The organism is Alkalimonas mucilaginosa, from assembly GCF_036327005.1.
Classification (GTDB): domain Bacteria; phylum Pseudomonadota; class Gammaproteobacteria; order Enterobacterales; family Alteromonadaceae; genus Alkalimonas; species Alkalimonas mucilaginosa.
Genome location: NZ_JAUGZK010000005.1, coordinates 27993 through 48655, shown reverse-complemented (window position 1 = coordinate 48655; position 20663 = coordinate 27993). Strand labels below are relative to the sequence as shown.

Here is a 20663-nt window from a genome sequence, read left to right as displayed (position 1 = left end):
AAGGTTACAAGTAACTGAGCCAGGTTTTTCTGCTGCTGTGTTTGTACTGACTAAACCACTTGGTCGGCCAGTACAGCACCACAGCAAGCACTAGCGTAATCAGCCAGATCAGGCTGAGATGATCGACGCCAAACAAAGCTCCCTGATTGGCTCCAAACACCATAAAGCAGAGACTGTACAGTGCCAGCAGTACGTACAAATGCAAGATGTAGAAGAACATAGGTACGGAACCAAAGGTTACCAGTACCTTTGTTGCTTTGTTGTGCCAGCGCTCCATCTGTGCCAGTAGTAAAAACATAGCCCCTAGCGTAATCAGCAAAAAATGCAGTGACGGTGGGTACTTGGTAAAGTTAAGCAAGGACATAAGGCTGGCCACTGCACTCGCTTGCAGTTGCCAGGGCAAGGTTTCACCATAAATATTGAAACCACGCAGTAGCAAAACCAGCAGTAAAGCGCCTGTTCCCAGGCGAAGTAGCCATTGCCGTCTTACTGGTGCATCCATCTGATACAAGGGACCTGCGACATAACCCAGCAGGATCACACCAATCCATGGCAGCACCGGGTAACTTACTCTGATAGTTAGCCAATCGCTTTGCAGCAAATAGTTGCGATCGTGCAGGATAGTCCACAGGCTGTAGCCCCAATCACCGGGTATAAAGTTGATCGGTGTTAAGGCATTGTGGCCAAAGACAATCAGTAGCCCCAACAGGGCCAGCACGCGATATGGCAATGCCAGCAAAGCTGCCAGTGCCAGCATGCTCAGGCCAATGGCCCAAATCACCTGCAGCCAGATGGTTTGATAACTGCCCATCCAGGATACCGTAATCAGGGTGATCTCAAGAGCAACCAGAAAGAGGCCCCGCTTTACTAAAAACTGACGTGCAGAGCGTGGAACACCTTGTGCCGGGTGGGCATACAACCAGGCCGATAAACCAGTCAGAAACACAAATACCGGAGCGCAAAAGTGCGCGGCAAAGCGGCTGAAAAACAGGCCGGGCTCGGTGATGGCAATGTCCATCGGATCGGACACCTGCATATGCAGGTAGAATCGCTCACGCACATGATCCAGCAGCATCAGCAGGATCACTAAGCCCCGCATCATATCAATCGCATCAATTCGTTTTTTAACCAGAGTCTCTGACATAAAGCTATGCTATTCCCGAAAAATTAAAACTGATAGCGCAGGCTGGCTTGATAACTCAGTGGCTCGCCCGGCACTGTCCAGAGTTCGTTGTACGAGTTGTGCACATAATGGCGGTCGAACAGGTTGTTAATATTCAGCTGCACGCTTAGCTTTTCGCTGAGTTCGCTGCTGGCAAACAGGCTCAGTAGCGTGAAAGACGGCAGTTGATAGTCCGGATTGACGGAGTCGCCCAACCTGCTGCTCACAAACCGTAGCCGAATACCGGCTTTACTGTCTTTGCCAGCCAGTTGCAACAGCTTAGTCAGTACCAGGCTGGCGTTGTGTTTCGGTACATTCACCAGGCGGCTGCCGGCTGGCACCAGGCTGCCCCAATCCGGGTTTAAGGCTTCACCCACGGTATGGGTATCCATATAGGCGTAAGAAAAGTCGGCGTAGAGGCTGTCACTCAGGTGGCTGTGTAGATCGATTTCTATGCCGCTGCTGCGGGCCCGGCCAAGGGTTGCCTGAAAAGTAGCATTCAACGGATCTGACGTCAGAATATTGGATTTTTCTGCCTGAAACAGCGTGATGGTACCTTGCACTGCATCCAGGCTAAATTTGGCACCCAGCTCCAGCGACTCACTTTGCTCCGGTTCAAACATGGTACGGTTAAAGTCGGTGCCGCTCAGGGGCACAAAGCCTTCGGCATAGTTGCTGTAAAAGGTTAAGTGTGGACTGTATTGATACACCAGGCCAAAGCGTGGGCTGAACTGGGTAAACTGCTGCTCACTGGCTACACCGCTGACCTGCTCAGTGAGTTGCTGTTTAATGCGGTCCAGTCGTAGCCCGGCAGACAAGTGCCAGCGCTCGGTGAAAGCAAGATGATCCTGCAGGTACAGACCGATGCCGCGTTGTGTCTCATCGTTGATGTATAAGTTCACAGGTTCAGCAGCGGTACCACCATAGATCGGTTGATAAATATTCAGGCTGTAGCTGCCTGCCGGGCCGCGGAAACGATCCAGACGGGTGTACAGACTGTAATCAAAAGCATCGGTTCCCAGCAACAGATGGTGGGTTACCCCAGCCAACTGGACATTGCCGCTTAGCTCAAAGCGCAGCGTCAAATCTTTTGAGTCGTAATCACGGTAACGACGTTGTCGGGTCAGGGTTTCACCATCCTCGAACAGGCTCTGGCGGGCTTCTGCCAGCTCGGCATCCGACGAGTAACCCTGCAGGGAGGATGTGCGATACCCAAGGCCGGCCAGCAAAGTCCAGCGCTGCCACAGGCTGCTGTCTAAAGTTAACTGATGGCCACTGGCATGTACTTTTGTCGGGCCATCATCGGGCTCCCCCAGGTAGCGTGAGCGCGGTAAAGTACGTAGATCGTTGTTGAGTACCACCACACCACGGTCAAATAATTGCCGTTGCTGCAGGTACTCGAATTCATAGTTCAGAGTGCTGCCTGGGTGAATCCGATAACTGATTGAAGGCGTAAAGACGGTTTTCTCGTTGCCGACAAAGTCACGGAAACTACCATAATCCTGCACAGCACCGTTTAGACGTATCGCTAACTGATCCGTGACACCGTTGGTGTAATCACCTTCCAGCCGGTACTGATCAAACTTGCCGGCGGAAAACAGCAGATAGCCTTGTGGCTCAAATTGTGGTTTTTTGGTGATAATGTTGACCGTGCCACCAGGCTCTGAACGACCAAACAACGCAGAGCCAGGGCCTTTCATAATTTCAATGTATTCAATGTTGGACAAGTCGCGGTTACCGCTGAAGCCACGGCCCGCATTAAAACCATTCACCAGATAACCTGATGGCATGTTTTCATTACCAGGAAAGCCACGGATAGAGAAGCTGTCCCACAGGCCTCCCCCATTATTTTGCCGTGCTATGCTGCCGGATAAATCCAGTGCCTGCTGAAAACTACTGATCCCTGTATCCGTTAATAGCTCCAGATTGATGGTTTCCACCGCTTGTGGCTGCAGGCGCAGTGGTACATCGCCGCGATACGCTTGCCTGTGGTACACACGAATATGTTCGATAACGGCTTGTTCACTGTCGGTTAGGCTAGCCTCTGGAATTTCAGATACAGCAGTGCTGCCAGCGGTGGCACACAGCAGGCAGAGTTGGGTTAGAGTCGATAGCGGCATAGGATATAGGCTAGTGCGTGGTAAAATTGGCTAAACGTTATAACATAACAGTTCATCTATTGGGAAGTAATAATGTAATGGTCTCTGTCAGCAAGCTGGCAATTTAACCATTCAGCGACTAACCTTATTGGTTGAACCCAACGCCGGAGCGGGAAGTCCTGGCTATTTTTTGATGCAACAACAAGGATGCTTGTTATGAAATCTATTTTGATGCCCGCATCAGCGGCCATTCTGCTCGCTTCATGTATTTTCCCTTTGCAGGCTAATTCACTGAAACTGGATATGGATCCCGGCTTGTGGGAACACAGTTTTACCATACAAAGCGAAAGCGGCGAGCTGGAACGGGCGATGGAAGAGGCCAAGCGGCAGCTGGAAAACTTGCCCGCAGCGCAGCGCCAGATGATGGAGTCGATGCTGGAACAACAGGGCATTCGATTTGGTGGCACCAGTTCCTCGATCCAGGTCTGTTTAACCCAACAAGATATTGAGCAGGGCATGTTGCCGCAGCAGGAAGGCTGTGAGCAAAGTTTAACGCCCAAGGGCAACAATCGCTTTGAATTTACCTTTCATTGCCAGACCAACCCGCCCTCCCGCGGTCAGGGTGAAATGGTGCTGGAAAGTCGCCGCGCCTATCGCAGCAATGCGGAGTTTACCACTGAGGTTAATGGCCGCGCAGAACGCATGACCATGCAGCAGCAAGGCAAGTGGCTACAAGCTGATTGCGGTTAATGGTGCCTTTTAGCCGCGTTAGCGTTTTTGCTGCTGGCGTTCAATAACGGTGATTTTTCCTTGTACCAGCGTAATACTGACCAGGTAGTTGCCACCGATAGAGCCAGGTAAAATATAAGACCAGGTTTCGACTCGCTGACCTGCCTGTCCAGGCTCGATGCTAACGGCATGCACTTCAACATCTTTGCTTATCGGCTCGCCAGCCCGGTCCAGCAGTTCAATGCGGCTCATACCGCAGCTTAGCAAGTGGTTCAGATTTGGTTCAGCCAGGGGCAGGCAAAGTGCCGTTATTTTTCATAACAAGATCCGATGAATTATCGTAAGTATTGCTGGTTAACCACTTTCTTTTGTTTGATTACCCCTATGGCTCAGGCCGCCTTGGGTTGGCAGGGCCCCGAACCATTTCGTCTGGAACGCCTTGAAGGACGCTCTTTCGATTACAACCGAGAAAGTTTCTTACAGCGCTTGAGTTTTACCGAGCAACCGTTGCAAGGTGCAACGCCTTTATGGCAGCAAAATGGCTGGTACGGTACGGGTGGCAGCAATCGGGGCAAAGAGTTTTACATTCACTCACAGCTGCAACAAAAACTAACCTTCGAGGCACCGGTTTTTGTTGGTATACGGCATAAACGCTCGGAAGACCTGGATGGTGCCTATGATCGCACCTTATTTGGCGCAGGTTATCAGAGTTCACAACACTGGGACCTGGGCCTTTGGGGCGAGGTGAACAGCGCCAAGGAAGATATGGATCTGCAACTGGAAGCAAACCGTTACTTTGCCGATGGCAGCTGGTTCAGTGGTGCTCTGGTGTTTGCCGATGTGTTCTACAACAATAAAACCTACAGTGACAACCGCTATCAGCGCAGTCCTCTGACCCTTTATGCTGCTGGTGGTAAGGATTTTTCCGGGCATAAATTAAGCACTTTTATCAACTTGAATCTTAAGACCCGCTTTGCTAATCATGAGTTGCAGCAGTTGTTCACGGATGAGCAATACTCTGCCGGTATCCACTGGCAACTGAATGTGCGTCAAAAAGCCCGTTTTATTATTGAAGGGCAAGGGCTTTATGGCCGTCGTAGTGCTGAGGAGCTACCGCAACCGGATGCAGGCCAGGATTGGCAGTTGCAGCGCCGTTTTCAGCAGCTGAACATGGAGTGGCAGTGGTTGTCTTCGCCGCAGTTGCAGGCTGTGGGCATGCAGCTCAATCGGTTGGACGAAAAAGACAGCCGCTTTGCTGATGGTGACCGTGCTGCTGAATACCGCCGTGAAGCTTTTGGTTATCTGCGTGCCGAGCGGCCTTTGGCTGAGGGCTGGCTATGGCGTCCTACGATTTATGCGGGGTATGCCCATATACGCAGTGAGTTCCGTCAGCAAAGTGATGAGCCGTTAAAAGACCATGGCTGGTTATCAAAGTTAAGCCCAAATGTTATCTGGTCGCTTAGCAGTCAAAGCGGGGCCTACGTACTGATTAACCCAACGGTTAAGCTGCATAATCTGCAGTTTGGTGGTGGTAATATTCAGGTTTTTATTCCTTTCTGACAAGGTTGTTCAACCCTTATTCCACAAGTTCTGGTGCGCGGGCTGGCTGAAAAAATCGTGCGGCTGCCAGCAGCGCGGCAGCAACTGGCGCAAGAAGCGCTGTTCGGCATCGTCAAATAGCTTGGCCAAAATTTCTTGCAGCCGCTCTGTTGGTATCACCTCCAGTTGTTTGCGGGCGGGGCGGAAATACAGGTTCTGTGCGATCGGGATCTGATAATCTTTGCCGGTATTTTTGTACTGCAACTGCCGGGTGACAATGCGGCAGTGTGGCACCTGAGGCTGTGTTGGGTAAAGTGCATTGACGATGGCAAATTCGTACTTATCCCGGCTTTGCACACTGTGTTTCGCCGGAATAAAAGCCAGGCCATAACCTTGCGGAAATAAGCCGGTGATTCTGAGCAGTTGATCGACCCAATCGGCACTGTAGAGTTGCTGTTGCACGCCCTGCTTTAATAATAAGGCTGCTTTAGGTAGTGACTCGTAGCGGAAGCGCTTTCGCCCCGGCATCACAATAGAAGTATAGACCTGAGGGACTTTCAACAGGTTGCCAATGCTGGTACCTGGTGCTTGTGCTGCTTCCAGCAGTTGCATAATCCATTGTTGTTGGGCTTGCTGCTGTTGCTCATGCCATTGTCGTGCTTGCTTGTCCGCACCTTGATAAGGCCAATGGCCTAACCCCTGTTGCAATAACTGCAAACTACCCTGATGGCTTTGCAGTAAAAACTGATAACGTTCTTCACTGCTGAATTCGGTTAATGGATCGATGCGACGCTCTGCATTTTGCAGCAACTTTTGCGCCGATGGATGCAGTTGCCCATATTCCTGTAGCATGGTGGCCAGCAGCAAGGGCAATTGGATCTGATGGCGGAACGGACAGTCTGCCTCCGCAGCTTCTTCTGTCTGACGTTGCTGCCAGCATAATTGCCAGCTGGCTGGCATTAAGCTGCGCTCCAGTCGATGTTGCAATAAACGCAAGGTCAGTACCATTTTGTACAGCAGCTTGAAGCTAAATTGCACTTCCAGAGTGCGTCTGGGTTGCTCTGGTACCAATAGTTGCAAACTGCCCAGGATCCTGGCCGAACGGGTCAAGGTTTCCGCTGGCTGGCTGCCCTCGGATAATTGCAGCAGCAACTCACAGCAGTGCATGCATTGCTCCAGTCGGCGTTGCCGCTGCTGTTCTAACTGATAATGCCGCTCGTTATAACGGCTGCGATGCAGGCTGATATCCGGTGCTTGCTGTTGCTTTGCTTGTTGCCAATGCTGCTGCAAAGTGGCGAGTTCCAGCCTAGCAGCTTGCTCATGCTGAAAAAAACGCCGCATCAGCCCATACAGCGAATCATTTGGATTATTTGGTTGATACAGCAGATGCAGCAGCCGGGTCAGTTGCCGCATAGACACAGTTGAGCTGGTGGTGTGAGCTGCAGTTTTGACCACAAGTGCTACTCCGTTGGATGGTCGGTATGGACATGGAGCTTTATCTGGTAGCTAACATACTTGATTGGCATCGAAAGTAAAGAGAACTGCGTTACTTGATGGCTGCTTCATTTAGGTGCATCACGACTTTAGTAAATGAGCTATGAATACGTATTCATCTTGTCCATTGGTTAATTTCTGTCCATAACTGTGCAAGGCATCACCGATGCCGGGTGGGTTGGTGCGACAGGGTGTAACGACGAAAACCCGCCATAACAACAAGAAAAACGGGGACAACAGACATGTTGAAGACCAGAAAAACGCTGCTGACACTGGCGCTTGCTGCCGCCGGTGTCAGTGGTTTGGCTATGGCTGATACAGAACAGGGTGTGCCAGCCAGTGTCGAAGAACAGGTGGAAGTGATCCAGGTGCGGGGCTTCGCCAGCAGCTTATTCCGCTCACTGGACGCCAAACGCTTTAGCGACATCGTATCCGAGACCATTTCGGCCGATGATTTAGGCGCTTTACCGGATGTATCGATGGCCGATGCGCTGACCCGCTTGCCGGGGATATCGGCAGTTCGTACCGGTGGTCAGGCTGCCGAGATAAATATCCGTGGCATGTCGGGTGGCTTTGTGTTTTCCACCTTAAATGGCCGCGAGCAGGTGTCTACCAGCGGTAAGCGGAATATTGAATTTGATCAGTACCCGTCGGAGCTGATCAATTCGGCGGCCGTGTACAAGTCGCCGAAAGCTTCCTTGATTGAAGGCGGTGTGGCCGGTACCGTCGAGCTGGAAACAGCCAGCCCGCTGCGCAACGCCGAACAGCATAGTTTCACGGTAAATTTGCGCGGTATGTACAACGACCGGGCCAGTGAAGTGCCGGATGGTCAGAGTGTGGGCCACCGCTTTAGTTTTTCGTATCAGGGCAAATATCTGGACGACACCCTGGGGCTGGCGCTGGGCTATGCCCGCTTGTACCAGCCCAGTGTCGCAACCCAGTTTATTGGCCTGGCTTACAATGCACAAAAAGATGTTACCGGTAATGGTCAGCCGGAGTTTCTCAGTGAAGGTTTTGAGATCCAGCACCGGGGTGGTGAAGAGACCCGCAATGGTTATCTGGCCTCGGTGGAGTGGGTGCCGGTCAGTAATTTCACCTTAAAAGCCGATGCGTTTTTATCGCGCTTTGATAAAGAAGCTTTTGCCCGCGGCTTTCGGGTAAAACTGGGTGGGGCCAGTGCCGCTGTCGGCAACCCTGTGCTCAATAACAGCTCGGTGGTTGGCGGTACCTTTAACCGCACTTCACAAAGCTTTACCCGGGTGGAAATCGTCAACGATGACAATCGTGACTTCAATAAGGTCAACAGTTTTGGCATGAATGCCGACTGGGATGTGACCGACCGGCTTAATCTGTCGCTGGATGTGTCACGCTCGACTGCCAGCAGCGATTTCCGCAATGGCTTGCTGTGGTCGCTGGTGGCCGAGGACGCCAATGCCGAGGTACCGGTCCTGGATACCAATGTGTCGATCAGCTACTTGCTGAATGGACTGAACCTGCCGGATATGGGCTTTAATCAGGCGGCGGCCTTTTCCGATATCGACCGGGTGATGGTCAGCAAATACGGCATTTACCCTTATGTAAACTCCGATGCGGTCAATGCCTATAAGCTGGATTTGAGTTACGAGCTGGACCTGCCGGTACTGCGCTCGATTGAGGCCGGGGTGCGTTATTCCGAGCGGCGTTACAGCAACGATCGTTCGGTGTTCGAATACGGCAGTGATGGTGCCTTCCTGAGCTCACAACCGCCGCTGCGTTTAACGCAGGACATGGTGGATGTGGTCGATTTTAAAGGCAAATTCAGTTACTTCCCCAGCTACCTGGCGATTGATTTGGATAAAGCGCTAAATGCCTGGTTCCCGCAGGGCATCCCGCAGCCGGTGCAAACCTGGGGCAGCGGCAACCCGGATGTGATCAACAGCCCGACGCCCGGCGTGGGACCGAACTACAGCTGGTCGGTGCAGGAAAGTGGCCGGGTGTTTGAGGATGTGCTGGCCGCTTATCTGATGGCCAATCTGGATACCGAAATTTTTGGCCTGCCGCTGCGCGGTAATGTTGGGGTGCGGCGGGTGCATACCGATCAGTCGGCGACTGATCTGGCCAATGTCGGTGGCGACCCGCTGCAAGGGGCCCAGTTTATTGTCGATGAGGTTGGCTTGATCAACGGCCGCTATGCCCCGGGCATTATCGGCGATACTTACACCCATTACTTACCCAGCCTGAACCTGAACTTAGGGTTGACCGACAGCACCCAGCTGCGTTTTGCCGCTGCCAAAGTGATTTCGCGGCCACCGATTAACCGGCTGGCCTCCAATACCGCGATTTTTATCAGCGACGATGGCGAAGTCAGTGGCAACAGCTCAAACAGCCCGTTCTTGCGGCCGTTTGAAGCGACGCAGTACGACTTGTCCTACGAAGTGTACTTCCCGGCCGGCGCTTTTGTTGCGGCCTTGTTTTACAAGGACATCAAGTCCTTTATCAATGACTTCACCATTCAGGAGTTTGATTTTAAAGCCGCCGGTTTCCCGGTACCGGATCAGATCATTAACGAGGATGGTATTCCGCGAGCGACCTTTAATGGCGCTTTTTCTACCGCGGTCAACAACGACGATGGCGGTTACATTCGGGGTTTGGAACTGGCTTACACCCAGGTGTTTAATTTCCTGCCGGATTTCTGGTCTGGTCTTGGGGTCAGTGGCAGCTACTCCTACACCCAGAGTGAGGTCAATCTGGTCAATCCGCTGGGAGGCGATCCGGTGCCCATGAGCTTTGAAGGTTTATCCCGCGAAGTCCTGACCGCCACCGTGTTTTGGGAGTATGAAGGTTTTGAGGCCCGCATCAGCGGCCGCTATCGCTCGCCTTTTGTCTCCACCCAGATTGGCATTGATGAGCAGGTCACCAACTTTCACAGCGAAACCGTGGTCGACTTTCAGGCTGGTTATCAGTGGAACGACCATCTGAAGTTGTTGTTTCAGGTCAATAACCTGACCGATGAACCGACCAAAAGTTACTTTGGGCAGCAGGCCCAGACCGGCACCCTGCAGTTCTTTGGCCGCCAGTATTTTCTCGGCGCTGTGTATGTCTTCTGACACTGAGCACGGAACTGACTACGAATTGGAGCAAGAAAAATGTCTAGTATGAAACAATGCCTGAAGCTGGGTGCCAGTGCGCTGCTGTTGCTGTTGCTCAGTGCCTGCGGCGGCGATTCCACCGAGCAGGGCCAGGTCCTGTTGACCTGCGCTGTACCGCAAATTCCGAATCAGGCCGGCACGGCCTGTATTGATCCACCGCCAATCCAGTGCCCTGCACCCACAGTGCCGGATGCGATGAATGAAAGTTGCGTGGTGGGGGCGGACCCCAATGCGCCGGACCCGATCATTTTCCCGAATGAAAACCAGGCGGTGCTGTTTTACAAAAGGCCGCAGGATGGCAACTACGATGGCTGGCGGCTGCACACCTGGAACAACGATGCCTGCGATGCTTACCAACCAGCGTCGATAGCCCCCTCCTGGGACAATGGTCTGCCCATTACCGGCATCGATCCCAACTACGGTGCCTACTGGTTGCTGGAGCTGAAAGAGGGCTATGCCGGTACCGAAGGCGCTTGCGGTAATTTTATTATCCATATTGGCACCGAAGACTCCGGCAAAGAGATGGGCGGTGGTGATTTCACCATGCCGTTGTCGCAAGACGACCCGGATTTTGCCCGCATGAACTGGACCTTCTCCGGAGTGGCTTCGGTGTTTGAATACCCGCTGCTGTCGTTGGGTGTCAGTGTGCAGGGTGCGGCGGCACACTGGATCGATCAGCATACTTTGATCTGGAATGCCGATGTCTGGGCCGCCAACCGGGTACGGTTGTTTCACGATGCCGAGGCTGGCATTCAGGTACTGGATGAGGATTTGACTGGCCAGTCGATTGAACTGGTGCCGGTGGATTTAACCGATACGCAGCGGGCGCTGGTGCCTCACCTTGGCGATCAGCCTGCCTTTATGCTGGATGTGGATCGGGCGACAGCTAAGCAACTGGCGCGTCAGCAGCTGGCATTGGCAGCCTACAATCAAGAGGGTGAGTTACTGACAGCAACCTGGGTGCAGGCCGCCAAAGTGCTGGATGATCTTTATGCCTATGGCGAGAACAGTGCCCTTTCGGCCCAGCTGGGGATTCATTACGAGGCGGGCAGCATCCATACCGCGGTCTGGGCACCCACCGCCCATGAGGTGCGTTTGCAGGTCTACAATGCTGCAAAAAATCTGCAAGACAGTGTGTTGATGGATTACGACAGCGAGACTGGTGTCTGGTCGTACAGCACTGGCCGTGACGAGCTGGACCGGTTGTTCTACCGTTATCAGGTCACCGCTTACCACCCTCTGAGCCGCGCCATTGAGGTGATGGAAGCAACCGATCCTTATTCGCTGAATGTGTCGATGAATGGTCGCTTCAGTCAGTTTGTCGATCTGAACGACGATGACTTCAAGCCGGAAGGCTGGGATCAGCGTCCAGTGCCCGTGGTGCAGCACCCGGAAGACATTGTGATTTACGAAGGCCATATCCGTGATTTTAGTATCCGTGATATCAGCACCCGGGCCGGCTGGCGCGGCAAGTACCTGGCTTTCACCGAAGAAGACTCGGCGCCGGTGCAGCATCTGCGGCGTTTGGCCGAGGCGGGCGTCACCCACTTTCACGTGCTGCCCGCGACGGATCAGGCCAATATCAATGAGGATGTCAGCCAGCGGGTGGAAATCACCGATACTGTTGGTCGCTTGTGTCAGCTGAACCCGCAGGCACCGGTCTGTGGTATCGAAAGCAACAGCGCTACCATCATCTCGGTTCTGGAAAGCTACCTGCCGTATGAAACCAAAGCTCAGGCACTGGTGCAGTCGATGCGGCATCTGGATGGCTTTAACTGGGGTTATGACCCACACCACTTTATTGCGCCGGAAGGCAGTTTTGCCACCGCGGTAGAGGGACCGGCCCGGGTGCGGGAAGTGCGGGCCATGATCCAGGCCTTGAATGAGATGGGACTGCGGGTGGCGTTGGATGTGGTCTACAACCATACCAGTTCGTCCGGTCTGTTTGATAAGTCGGTGTTCGACAAAATAGTGCCGGGCTACTACCACCGCTACAACGAAAGCACCGGGGTGATTGAACGCTCGACCTGCTGTGAGAATACCGCCACTGAGCACCGGATGATGGATAAGTTTATCCGCGACTCGCTGGTGATCCTGGCGCGGGACTTCGGCTACAACGATTTCCGCTTCGATATTATGGGCCATCACCGCAAAGAAGACATTCTGGCGGCCCGTGAGGCAGTCCGTGCGGTCGACCCAGACACCTACTTCTACGGCGAAGGCTGGAACTTTGGCGAAGTGGCCAATAACCGCTTGTTTACCCAGGCCAAGCAGCAGGATATGGCTGGCACTGCGGTCGGTACCTTCAACGATCGCATTCGGGAAGGGGTGCGCAGCGCGGCGTTATTCAAGTCGGAGCTAAGTGACTCAGATCGCAGCGAGCTGGACATCATCCGGGTTAGCCTGGCAGCTACTTTAAAAGACTATGTGCTGCTGACGCATCGTGGCAGCTCGGGCCCGGCATCCAGCTTAAACTGGAATGGTCAGCCAGCTGGCTATGCTGAAATGCCAGCCGATATCATCAACTACGTCTCCAAGCACGACAATGAAACGCTGTGGGATCAGTTGCAGTACCGGCTGGATGAGCAGATGTCTGCGGCAGACAGGGTCCGGGCGCAAAACATCTCCATTGCCATTCCGCTGATGAGCCAGGGCATTCCCTTTCTGCAATTGGGGGGTGATTTCCTGCGCTCCAAGTCGATGGACAGAGACAGTTACGACTCCGGCGACTGGTTCAATTACGTGGATTTCACTTTCCAGACCAATAACTGGGCGGTGGGGCTGCCATTGGCAGAAAAAAATGAAGGCAACTGGGATGCGATTGCCCGTTTGTTTTTAAACCCCAATACCGCAGTGCAGCCGGAGGATATTTCCTTTGCTGCTGAAGTCTTTAACGAGTTCCTGCGCATTCGCAGTCAACATCCGTTGTTCCGCTTGCGGACCGCCCAGGATGTGATGGACCGGGTAGGTTTTCACAATGTTGGCAGCAACCAGACTCCTGGCTTGATTGTGATGAGCATCGACGATGGGCTGGGTCTGGCCGATCTGGATCCAACCATCGATGCGCTGGTAGTGGTGATCAACGGCAGTGCCCATGAAGTAGCGCACAGCATCCCAACCGCACAGGACTTTGATTTGCACCCGATCCAGCAGGCTTCGGTTGATAGCCGCGTGCGCTCGGCCTATTTCCAGCAAGGCAATGACGAAGGCACTTTTGTGGTCCCGGCGCGCACCATGGCGGTCTTTATCAAACCGCAGCATGGCGACCAGGGCGAAGGCCTGTCGGCCGATGCGACGACTGGCGCACCGGATATCCCGCCGTATGAAGCCACCAGTGTCTTTGTGCGTGGCGGCATGAATGGCTGGAGCACCGACGATGAGATGCTGTACGAAGGTGGCAATATCTATGCGCTGGAGCGTTATCTGGAAGCGGGCGACTATGAGTTCAAAGTAGCTTCATCCGACTGGAGCTCCGTGGACTTTGGCGGCGGCGCTGATGGTGCCGACGTGGTGCTGGGCAGCAACAAGACGCTGGCGCGTCAGGGTGCCAACTTGCGGCTGACCATAGCAACAGCCGGCACCTATCGCTTTAGCCTGAATGCTGGTAATCCGGAAGCGCCGGTGCTGTTGGTGGAAGAGAAGCGGCCTTATGGGGCGACCACCATCTATCTGCGTGGCAGTTTGACGGACTGGGGGACCAGCATGCCCTTCCAGTACATTGGGGCTGATCAGTATCAGGTCACCATGACATTGGAGGCACAAAACTACGAGTTTAAGTTTGCCGATGCCGACTGGGCCGACATCAATTACGGTGCCGGTGATGACGGCGGCGCCATGGAGCTGGGGGTAGGGAAGACGCTGGTGTTTAACGGCGGCAACCTGAACCTGAGCTTCCCGGCAGCCGGTGATTACACTTTTACCATCGACGCCAGCGAGCCAACGGCACCGGTGTTTACCGTGACCGCAGATTAACGACTTTTCCTGGCCTTGTGGGGGACCTTCGGGTCCCCTTTTTTGATACGCAGCAAAGCGGTATGACTTTGCTATACTGCTTAGTCGGTAACTGTGGGAGATAAAACATGAAACTACTGTACTGGATACTGTTGTTTAGCCTGCCAGCGCTAGCTGGCCAACCTCAAACCACCCAATGCACCCGTGGCGACTCGGTACGCCTGATTGAGGTGGTTTACCCGGAAGGAGGGGAGCTGCCGTGCGAAGTGCATTACAGCCGTGAAGGCGAGCAGCAGGTGTTATGGCGGGCCCGAAATGAAGCTGGATACTGCGCGCAAAAAGCCGCTGACTTTATCGAGCGGCAGCGTGGCTGGGGGTATCAGTGCACGCTGCTCACTCAAAGCCGGCTGATTGCCGACTAAGCAGCTTGTGGCGGTGATGGGATTGCGGAAGACGTCGGTTGCCGTCCTCCGCCCGTCTGCATCAATACACCAAACGTAATTTCACATCGTTCGGGCTGGCCGGATCGTGCTCCAGGCTAATCAAATAGTGCTGATCCTGCTCGAGAGTTAAAGGAGCGGTTTTCTCCAGTAACAGCTCGTTGCCCTGGCTGGTGATGGCTGTCAGGGCCAGCGACACTTCATGGGATGGTAACCGGATTTGTTGATGTTTGCCGATGGCTAACTTTTGTACTTTGTATTGGGCGGTTTGAATGGTTTCATCGGAACGTACAAAATACAGATTTAATTCGGCAAAGGTTTGGTTCAGGTTCAGTACCGTCACATCGTGTTGTTGCCGTTGTGGGCGATTGGCTTCAAGATATTGCAGGTTGCGGGTGGCTCCTTGTTCATCCTGAAACAGCACGACCACCTTACTCTGGCCTTGTTGCAGACTGAGCAGTTGGTTGCTAAGCAGCGGGCTGCCATCGGTGTCTTGCACCGACAATTGGTAATCCCCCTGTGTCAGGACGCTGTAGTCACTGAACTCGGCCTGATTTAACGTGAGCAATGGCTGATGATCCAACAGCACTGCAACAGACTGCATGCTGTTAAACAACCGGAACTGTGCTGGTGCTGCGCGGTGCAGTAACTGGTCCGTTGCATTGGAGTTTAGCACCAGATCAATCACCAACTGCTCAGGCAATGGGCCTTGCTGATCGCGGACAATCAGGCTGTAGGTGCTGTTGTATTGAAAGTGAAAGTTTTGACTTTGAAACAATACCTGCTGCTCACCTGGTTTGGTCAGGTAAAGCGTGTAGTGTCCGCGGGCCAGTTTATTCGTTGGGTAAGCGACTTCAAACGGGCTCAGGCTTTCGAGCCGCTCCGCCTCATTAATACTCTCACTTGGTTTCGCGAGATAGATATCCAGCTCGGGAAACTGCACGGACAGATTGGTTAGTGTTAGCATAAATTGTTGATCTAAATCAGTATTACGATCGAACTCGACGGCCAGTAGCTCTGGTTCACCCTCTTGTTCGGTTAAGATCATCAAATGTTTGTAGCCGGACTTTAGTGTCAGAGTGTCTTCCAGTAATGGCTGTTGGTTCTGCACTGTGCTCAGGTTCACAGTGTGCTCAGCTGCATCCAAAGTCCGCAAGCTGGAAGCCTGCCCTAAACTTAGCTGGCTGGGTTGAAGGCTGTTGATCTGCAGTTCGACCGGCGGCAGATGATCGGCGCCGTGATAAAACTGCAGATAACTTTGCGAGTAACTGGATTCATCATTCTTGCTATCGGAGCTGCCGCCGCAAGCGACGACTCCGGACAGAACAAGCAAACTGAGGCTGATAATACGAAATTGCGTCAACATGGGGGAATACCTATTTGGTTAGTAACTGGCAGAGACTACTGAGAGTTGAGCTGGCAAAGAAGGGCTATTGTCAAAATAATACAATTGATTACAGTGGGTTACACTTTTATGCTCTGGGCAAGTAAGGCAGTGAGCATTTTGGGGCGTTAGAGAGATATTAAGGAGAGCTCCTGAGTGTCTGCCTAAAATGTGCCAAAGGCGTACGGTGCATACGTATTCAGTGCAAAAAGTGCGGATTTGCCACAAAGAAGTGCGTAACTTTAGGGTTAAGCATTTTTTATGGTTTGCGGGGAGCAGAGCAATGCAGTTAAAACCATCCTTATTGGCGCTGGCCGCCAGTGCCGCCTTATTGGCCTGTCAACCGGCGGCGCAGCCTGAGCAGTCGGCTGCGGCCAAGCCAGAGGCCGAGCCCGCCGCCGAGCAGACTGCGGAAGCAGGCAAGGCGGTGGTGTATCAGGTCTTTACCCGGTTGTTTGGCAACACCAACACCAGCAACAAGCCCTGGGGCACGCTGGAAGAAAACGGCGTTGGTAAATTCAGCGATTTTACCGATGAAGCCCTGGCTGGCATTAAAGAGCTGGGTGTGACCCATGTCTGGTACACCGGGGTACCGCATCATGCGGTGATCCGCGACTACACTGCCTATGGCATTTCGCTGGACGACCCGGATGTGGTGAAAGGTCGGGCCGGCTCACCTTACGCGGTGAAAGACTACTACAACGTCAGTCCGGATCTGGCCGATGATCCGGCCAATCGCTTGCAGGAGTTTCAAGCCCTGATTGCCCGTACCCATGCCCATGGCATGAAGGTGCTGATTGATATTGTGCCCAACCACGTGGCGCGCAACTATCACTCCATCAGCCGGCCGGAAGGCGTGGCTGATTTTGGCGCCAGCGACGACACCAGTGTGGCCTACGCCCGCGACAACAATTTCTACTACATCCCGGGCGAAGCTTTTCAGGTTCCGGCCTGGCCCGAGGACTACCTGCCACTTGGCGGTGAGCCGCACCCGCTGGCCGATGGCCAGTTTGACGAGTATCCAGCCAAATGGACCGGCAACGGCTCCCGCGCTGCCCAGCCAGACTTTGACGACTGGTACGAAACGGTCAAAATCAACTTCGGCGTGCGGCCTGATGGCAGTTACGACTTTGATAGCCTGCCAGCCGAGTATGCACAGAAAAGCATTGAGGATCACTATACCTTCTGGCAAGGCCGGGATGTGCCAGATTCCTGGAAGAAATTTCGTGACATCGTGCTGTACTGGATCGACATGGGTGTCGATGGCTTTCGTTACGACATGGCCGAAATGGTACCGGTCGAGTTCTGGAGTTACCTGAATTCGCACATCAAGCAGGTCAACCCGGATGCCTTCCTGCTGGCCGAAGTGTACCAGCCGCATCTGTACCGCGATTATCTGCAGCTGGGTCGGATGGATTACCTGTACGACAAGGTCGAGTTTTACGACAACCTGAAGTGGGCGATGCAAGGCCACGGCAGTACCGATGCGCTGGTGGAGGTGCAGGACAGCATGGCCGATATTGAGCATCATATGCTGCACTTTTTGGAAAACCACGATGAGCAGCGCATTGCCAGCCCGGAGTTTGCCGGCGACGCCCGCTTAGGGATGCCCGCCATGCTGATTTCAGCCACCATCAGCACCTCGCCAACCATGCTGTACTTTGGCCAGGAAGTCGGCGAAGCGGCCAGCGACGATGCCGGTTTTGGTAAGGCCAGCCGCACCACCATTTTTGATTACTGGGGCGTGCCGGCTCATCAGCGCTGGATGAACGGAGGCAAATTTGACGGCGGCGCTCTGACGGAAGCGGAGCGTGAGCTGCGTGATTTCTATGTGCGTTTGATGCGCTTTAGCGCCGAGCAGCCAGCCATGAACGGCCACTACGCCGAAATTCACCGCGCCAACCGGGCGGCGACCGAGCATTACGATGACAAGCTGCTGTCTTTCTTGCGCTGGACCGATGAACAGAAATTACTGATTGTTGCCAATGTACGGGATGCGGCTTACCCGCCGATGCAGCTGACTATTCCGGCAGAGCAGGTTGCCGCCTGGGGTTTGACCGATGGCAGTTACACCCTGACGGAACAGCTGTATGGTGAGCTGTCGGTGCCATTGACGGTGCAAAACGGTGTCGGCACTGTGCCATTGACGCTGGTGCCTTTGGCATCCTTGATCCTGCAACTGGAGCACTAAGCAATGCTTAAATCCATAGGTGCACTCTTTGTTAGCCTGCTGGTGTTTGCCAGCTGGCTGCTGCCAGCGCAGATACTGGACTACCAAAGCCATCAGCTGACGGATGAGGGCCTGCTGATCCAGACCAGCGCAGGTCAATTGACGCTGCGCTTCCATCAGCCTGCGGTGGTGGAAGTGTTTTATCAAAACGAGGGCGTAAAACAACTGCCATCCTTTACGTTGCCACAAAAACCTCAATTGCTGGCGGCTGGGCTGGAAACCAAGGGGGAGGTGCTGTATTACGGCACCGAAGCCCTGACGGTACGGGTTGCGACTAAGCCGCTGCGGCTGAGCTTTTTGCGCGATGGCGAGGTCTTTCTGGCCGAGGAGCAAGGCCTCTTTGTGCACGATACCCTGCGCGGTTTTCGTTTTCAGTTAAAGCCGGATGAAAAGCTACTCGGCGCCGGCCAGCGGGTGCTGGGCATGGACCGACGTGGTCACCGGCTGCCGCTGTACAACAAAGCGCACTACGGTTACACCACCGAGTCCGAGCAAATGTACTTCAGCATTCCCGGGGTGATTTCCAGCCACAACTACCTGCTGTTGTTTGATAACTCGGCCAGCGGCTTTATCGACCTGGGCAAAACCGAAGCCGATGTGCTGCAGTTTGAAGCCGTCGGTGGCCGTACCGGCTATCTTGTGGCTGCCGGCGACAGCCATCAGGACACGCTGCAGCAGTATTTGCAGGCCAGTGGCATGCCGCCACTACCCCCACGTTGGGCGCTCGGTAATTACGCCTCCCGCTTTGGTTACCGCACTGAGCAAGAAGCTCGCGACACCGTGCAGCGTTTCGTCGATCAGGGTTTTCCGCTCGATGCCATCGTACTGGACCTGTTCTGGTTTGGCCCCGATATTCAGGGCCATATGGGCAACCTGGCCTGGGATAAAGCAGCCTTTCCCAACCCGGAGCAAATGATCGCCGATTTTCGTGAGCTGGGCGTGAAAACCATTCTGATCACCGAACCTTTTATGCTGACCAGCTCCAATCGTTGGCAAGAAGCGGTGCGTGAGGATGTGCTGGCGCTGAATCTGGCCGGCAAGCCCAGAACCTTTGACTTTTATTTTGGCAACACCGGTCTAATTGATGTGTTCAAACCCGAGGCGGCTGAGTGGTTCTGGCAGATTTACCATGGCCTGATGCAGCAGGGCGTAGCGGGCTGGTGGGGCGATCTGGGCGAGCCGGAAGTGCACCCGCACGATGCCATTCACCGCCTGCCGCAAGGCACCGCTACCGCCGATGAAATTCACAATGCCTACGGCCATGAATGGGCCAAACTGGTGTTTGAGCGCCATGTGCGCGATTACCCGACGCTTCGGCCCTTTATCATGATGCGCTCCGGCGCACCGGGCTCGCAGCGCTACGGCATGATCCCCTGGACCGGCGATGTTGACCGCAGCTGGGATGGCCTGAAACCTCAAGTGGAGCTGGCGCTGCAAATGAGCCTGTTTGGCTTTGGCTACATCCACTCGGATCTGGGCGGTTTTGCCGGCGGTGAAACCTTCGATGCCGAAATGTACACCCGCTGGATGCAATTTGGGGTCTTTCAACCGGTGTACCGGCCGCATGCGCAGGAGCACATCGCGCCCGAGCCGGTGTTCCACGATGGCACCACCCAGCGTATTAGCCGTGACTTTATCCGTTTACGCTATCGTTTAACGCCGTACAACTACACCTTGGCCTACCAGCACAGCACCCGCGGTCTGCCTTTGATGCGCCCACTGTTTTGGCTAGAGCCGGACAACCCGGATTACCTGACAGAGAAAAACAGCTACCTTTGGGGCGATGCCTTTTTGGTGGCACCGGTCACCAAGCCTGGCGTTAGCAGCTGGACGGTCAATGCACCGGCCGGTGTCTGGTTTGATTTCTTTGCTGGCACTGCCTATCAAGGGGGGCAAAAGCTCGAGGTTCCGGTGACGCTGGAAACCATTCCTGTGCTGGTCAAAGCCGGTGCTTTTGTGCCGATGGTGGCGCCGCTGCAAAGCCTGGATCAGTACAGCACCGAGCAGCTGGAGCTGCACTACTGGCACCATGCCAGTGTGGGCCAAAGCGAAGGCGAGCTGTACGATGACGATGGCCATAGCCGCACCAGTTTAGAGGACGGCGCTTTTGAACTCTTGCAGTTCAGTGCCCGCAATCAACAGGATCAGCAACTGGAAATCAGTCTAAGCCGTCAGGGCGACTTCCCCGGCATGCCGGCAGCGCGCCAATTGATGTTGGTGGTGCACCAGGCCCCCGCGCACTGGCAGCAAGTACAGCTGGGCGAGCAGCGTTTTACCATCCAAGCCGAAGCGCTGGCTAAAGGCGAAACCGGCGCCTGGCGTAACCGCGATGGCGCCATAGTAGTGCAATTTAACTGGCAGCAGGATACTCAGCTGCAACTGCGTTAACCACCATTTCTCCCGTAAAAAACCAGCACAGTGGTCGGGTGCTGGTTTTTTTTGAGACATCCGCTTACATCTTTTCACCACTTCTTTCTGTCGTTTTGGTCGAAATACGACATCCTTAA

12 protein-coding genes are annotated in these 20663 nt (G+C 54.1%); 7 read left to right on the top strand and 5 right to left on the bottom strand.

Going from position 1 to position 20663, the window contains the following annotated elements; all coding sequences use genetic code 11:
• Positions 1–4: 4 nt before the first annotated feature.
• Entirely contained in the window at positions 5–1144 is a 1140-nt protein-coding gene (locus QWF21_RS08420; protein ID WP_330087610.1) for a DUF1624 domain-containing protein, read from the bottom strand.
• 23 nt (positions 1145–1167) lie between these two features.
• Entirely contained in the window at positions 1168–3282 is a 2115-nt protein-coding gene (locus QWF21_RS08415) for a TonB-dependent siderophore receptor (protein WP_330087609.1), read from the bottom strand.
• A 195-nt stretch (positions 3283–3477) separates the two neighbouring features.
• Between QWF21_RS08415 and QWF21_RS08410 the strand changes: the two genes are divergently transcribed.
• Positions 3478–4011, top strand: a complete 534-nt coding sequence (locus QWF21_RS08410; protein WP_330087608.1) for a DUF3617 domain-containing protein — start codon at positions 3478–3480, stop codon at positions 4009–4011.
• 18 nt (positions 4012–4029) lie between these two features.
• On the opposite strand, the gene QWF21_RS08405 is transcribed toward QWF21_RS08410, so the two are convergent.
• On the bottom strand, positions 4030–4242 hold the full coding sequence (locus QWF21_RS08405; RefSeq protein WP_330087607.1) for a hypothetical protein: 213 nt from the start codon (positions 4240–4242) through the stop codon (positions 4030–4032).
• A 78-nt stretch (positions 4243–4320) separates the two neighbouring features.
• Here QWF21_RS08405 and QWF21_RS08400 point away from each other — a divergent pair, with 78 nt between their 5' ends.
• Complete coding sequence (locus QWF21_RS08400) at positions 4321–5550, top strand: hypothetical protein (protein ID WP_330087606.1); 1230 nt, start codon at positions 4321–4323, stop codon at positions 5548–5550.
• 9 nt (positions 5551–5559) lie between these two features.
• On the opposite strand, the gene QWF21_RS08395 is transcribed toward QWF21_RS08400, so the two are convergent.
• Positions 5560–6984, bottom strand: coding sequence for a hypothetical protein (locus QWF21_RS08395; protein WP_330087605.1), 1425 nt, complete (start codon positions 6982–6984; stop codon positions 5560–5562).
• A gap of 281 nt (positions 6985–7265) precedes the next feature.
• On the opposite strand from QWF21_RS08395, the gene QWF21_RS08390 reads away from it, so the two are divergent.
• The 3 genes from QWF21_RS08390 (at position 7266) to QWF21_RS08380 (ending at position 14524) form a co-directional block, all read left to right on the top strand.
• A complete protein-coding gene (locus QWF21_RS08390) occupies positions 7266–10109 on the top strand; it encodes a TonB-dependent receptor (protein WP_330087604.1) in 2844 nt (947 codons plus the stop codon).
• Between the two features lie 39 nt (positions 10110–10148).
• The gene (locus QWF21_RS08385) at positions 10149–14123 is read left to right on the top strand and encodes an alpha-1,6-glucosidase domain-containing protein (protein WP_330087603.1); all 3975 of its coding nucleotides are present in this window, start codon (positions 10149–10151) and stop codon (positions 14121–14123) included.
• 107 nt (positions 14124–14230) lie between these two features.
• On the top strand, positions 14231–14524 hold the full coding sequence (locus tag QWF21_RS08380; protein WP_330087602.1) for a hypothetical protein: 294 nt from the start codon (positions 14231–14233) through the stop codon (positions 14522–14524).
• A 61-nt stretch (positions 14525–14585) separates the two neighbouring features.
• Here the strand turns inward: QWF21_RS08380 and QWF21_RS08375 are convergent, their stop codons facing one another.
• Positions 14586–15908 (bottom strand): DUF4397 domain-containing protein, encoded by a 1323-nt coding sequence (locus tag QWF21_RS08375; RefSeq protein WP_330087601.1) that lies wholly within the window; start codon positions 15906–15908, stop codon positions 14586–14588.
• Positions 15909–16209: 301 nt separating this feature from the next.
• Between QWF21_RS08375 and QWF21_RS08370 the strand changes: the two genes are divergently transcribed.
• A complete protein-coding gene (locus QWF21_RS08370) occupies positions 16210–18117 on the top strand; it encodes an alpha-amylase family protein (protein ID WP_330087600.1) in 1908 nt (635 codons plus the stop codon).
• A 3-nt stretch (positions 18118–18120) separates the two neighbouring features.
• Positions 18121–20544: a glycoside hydrolase family 31 protein gene (locus QWF21_RS08365; protein ID WP_330087599.1), complete on the top strand. Its 2424-nt coding sequence runs from the start codon at positions 18121–18123 to the stop codon at positions 20542–20544.
• The last annotated feature ends 119 nt before the right edge of the window (positions 20545–20663 follow it).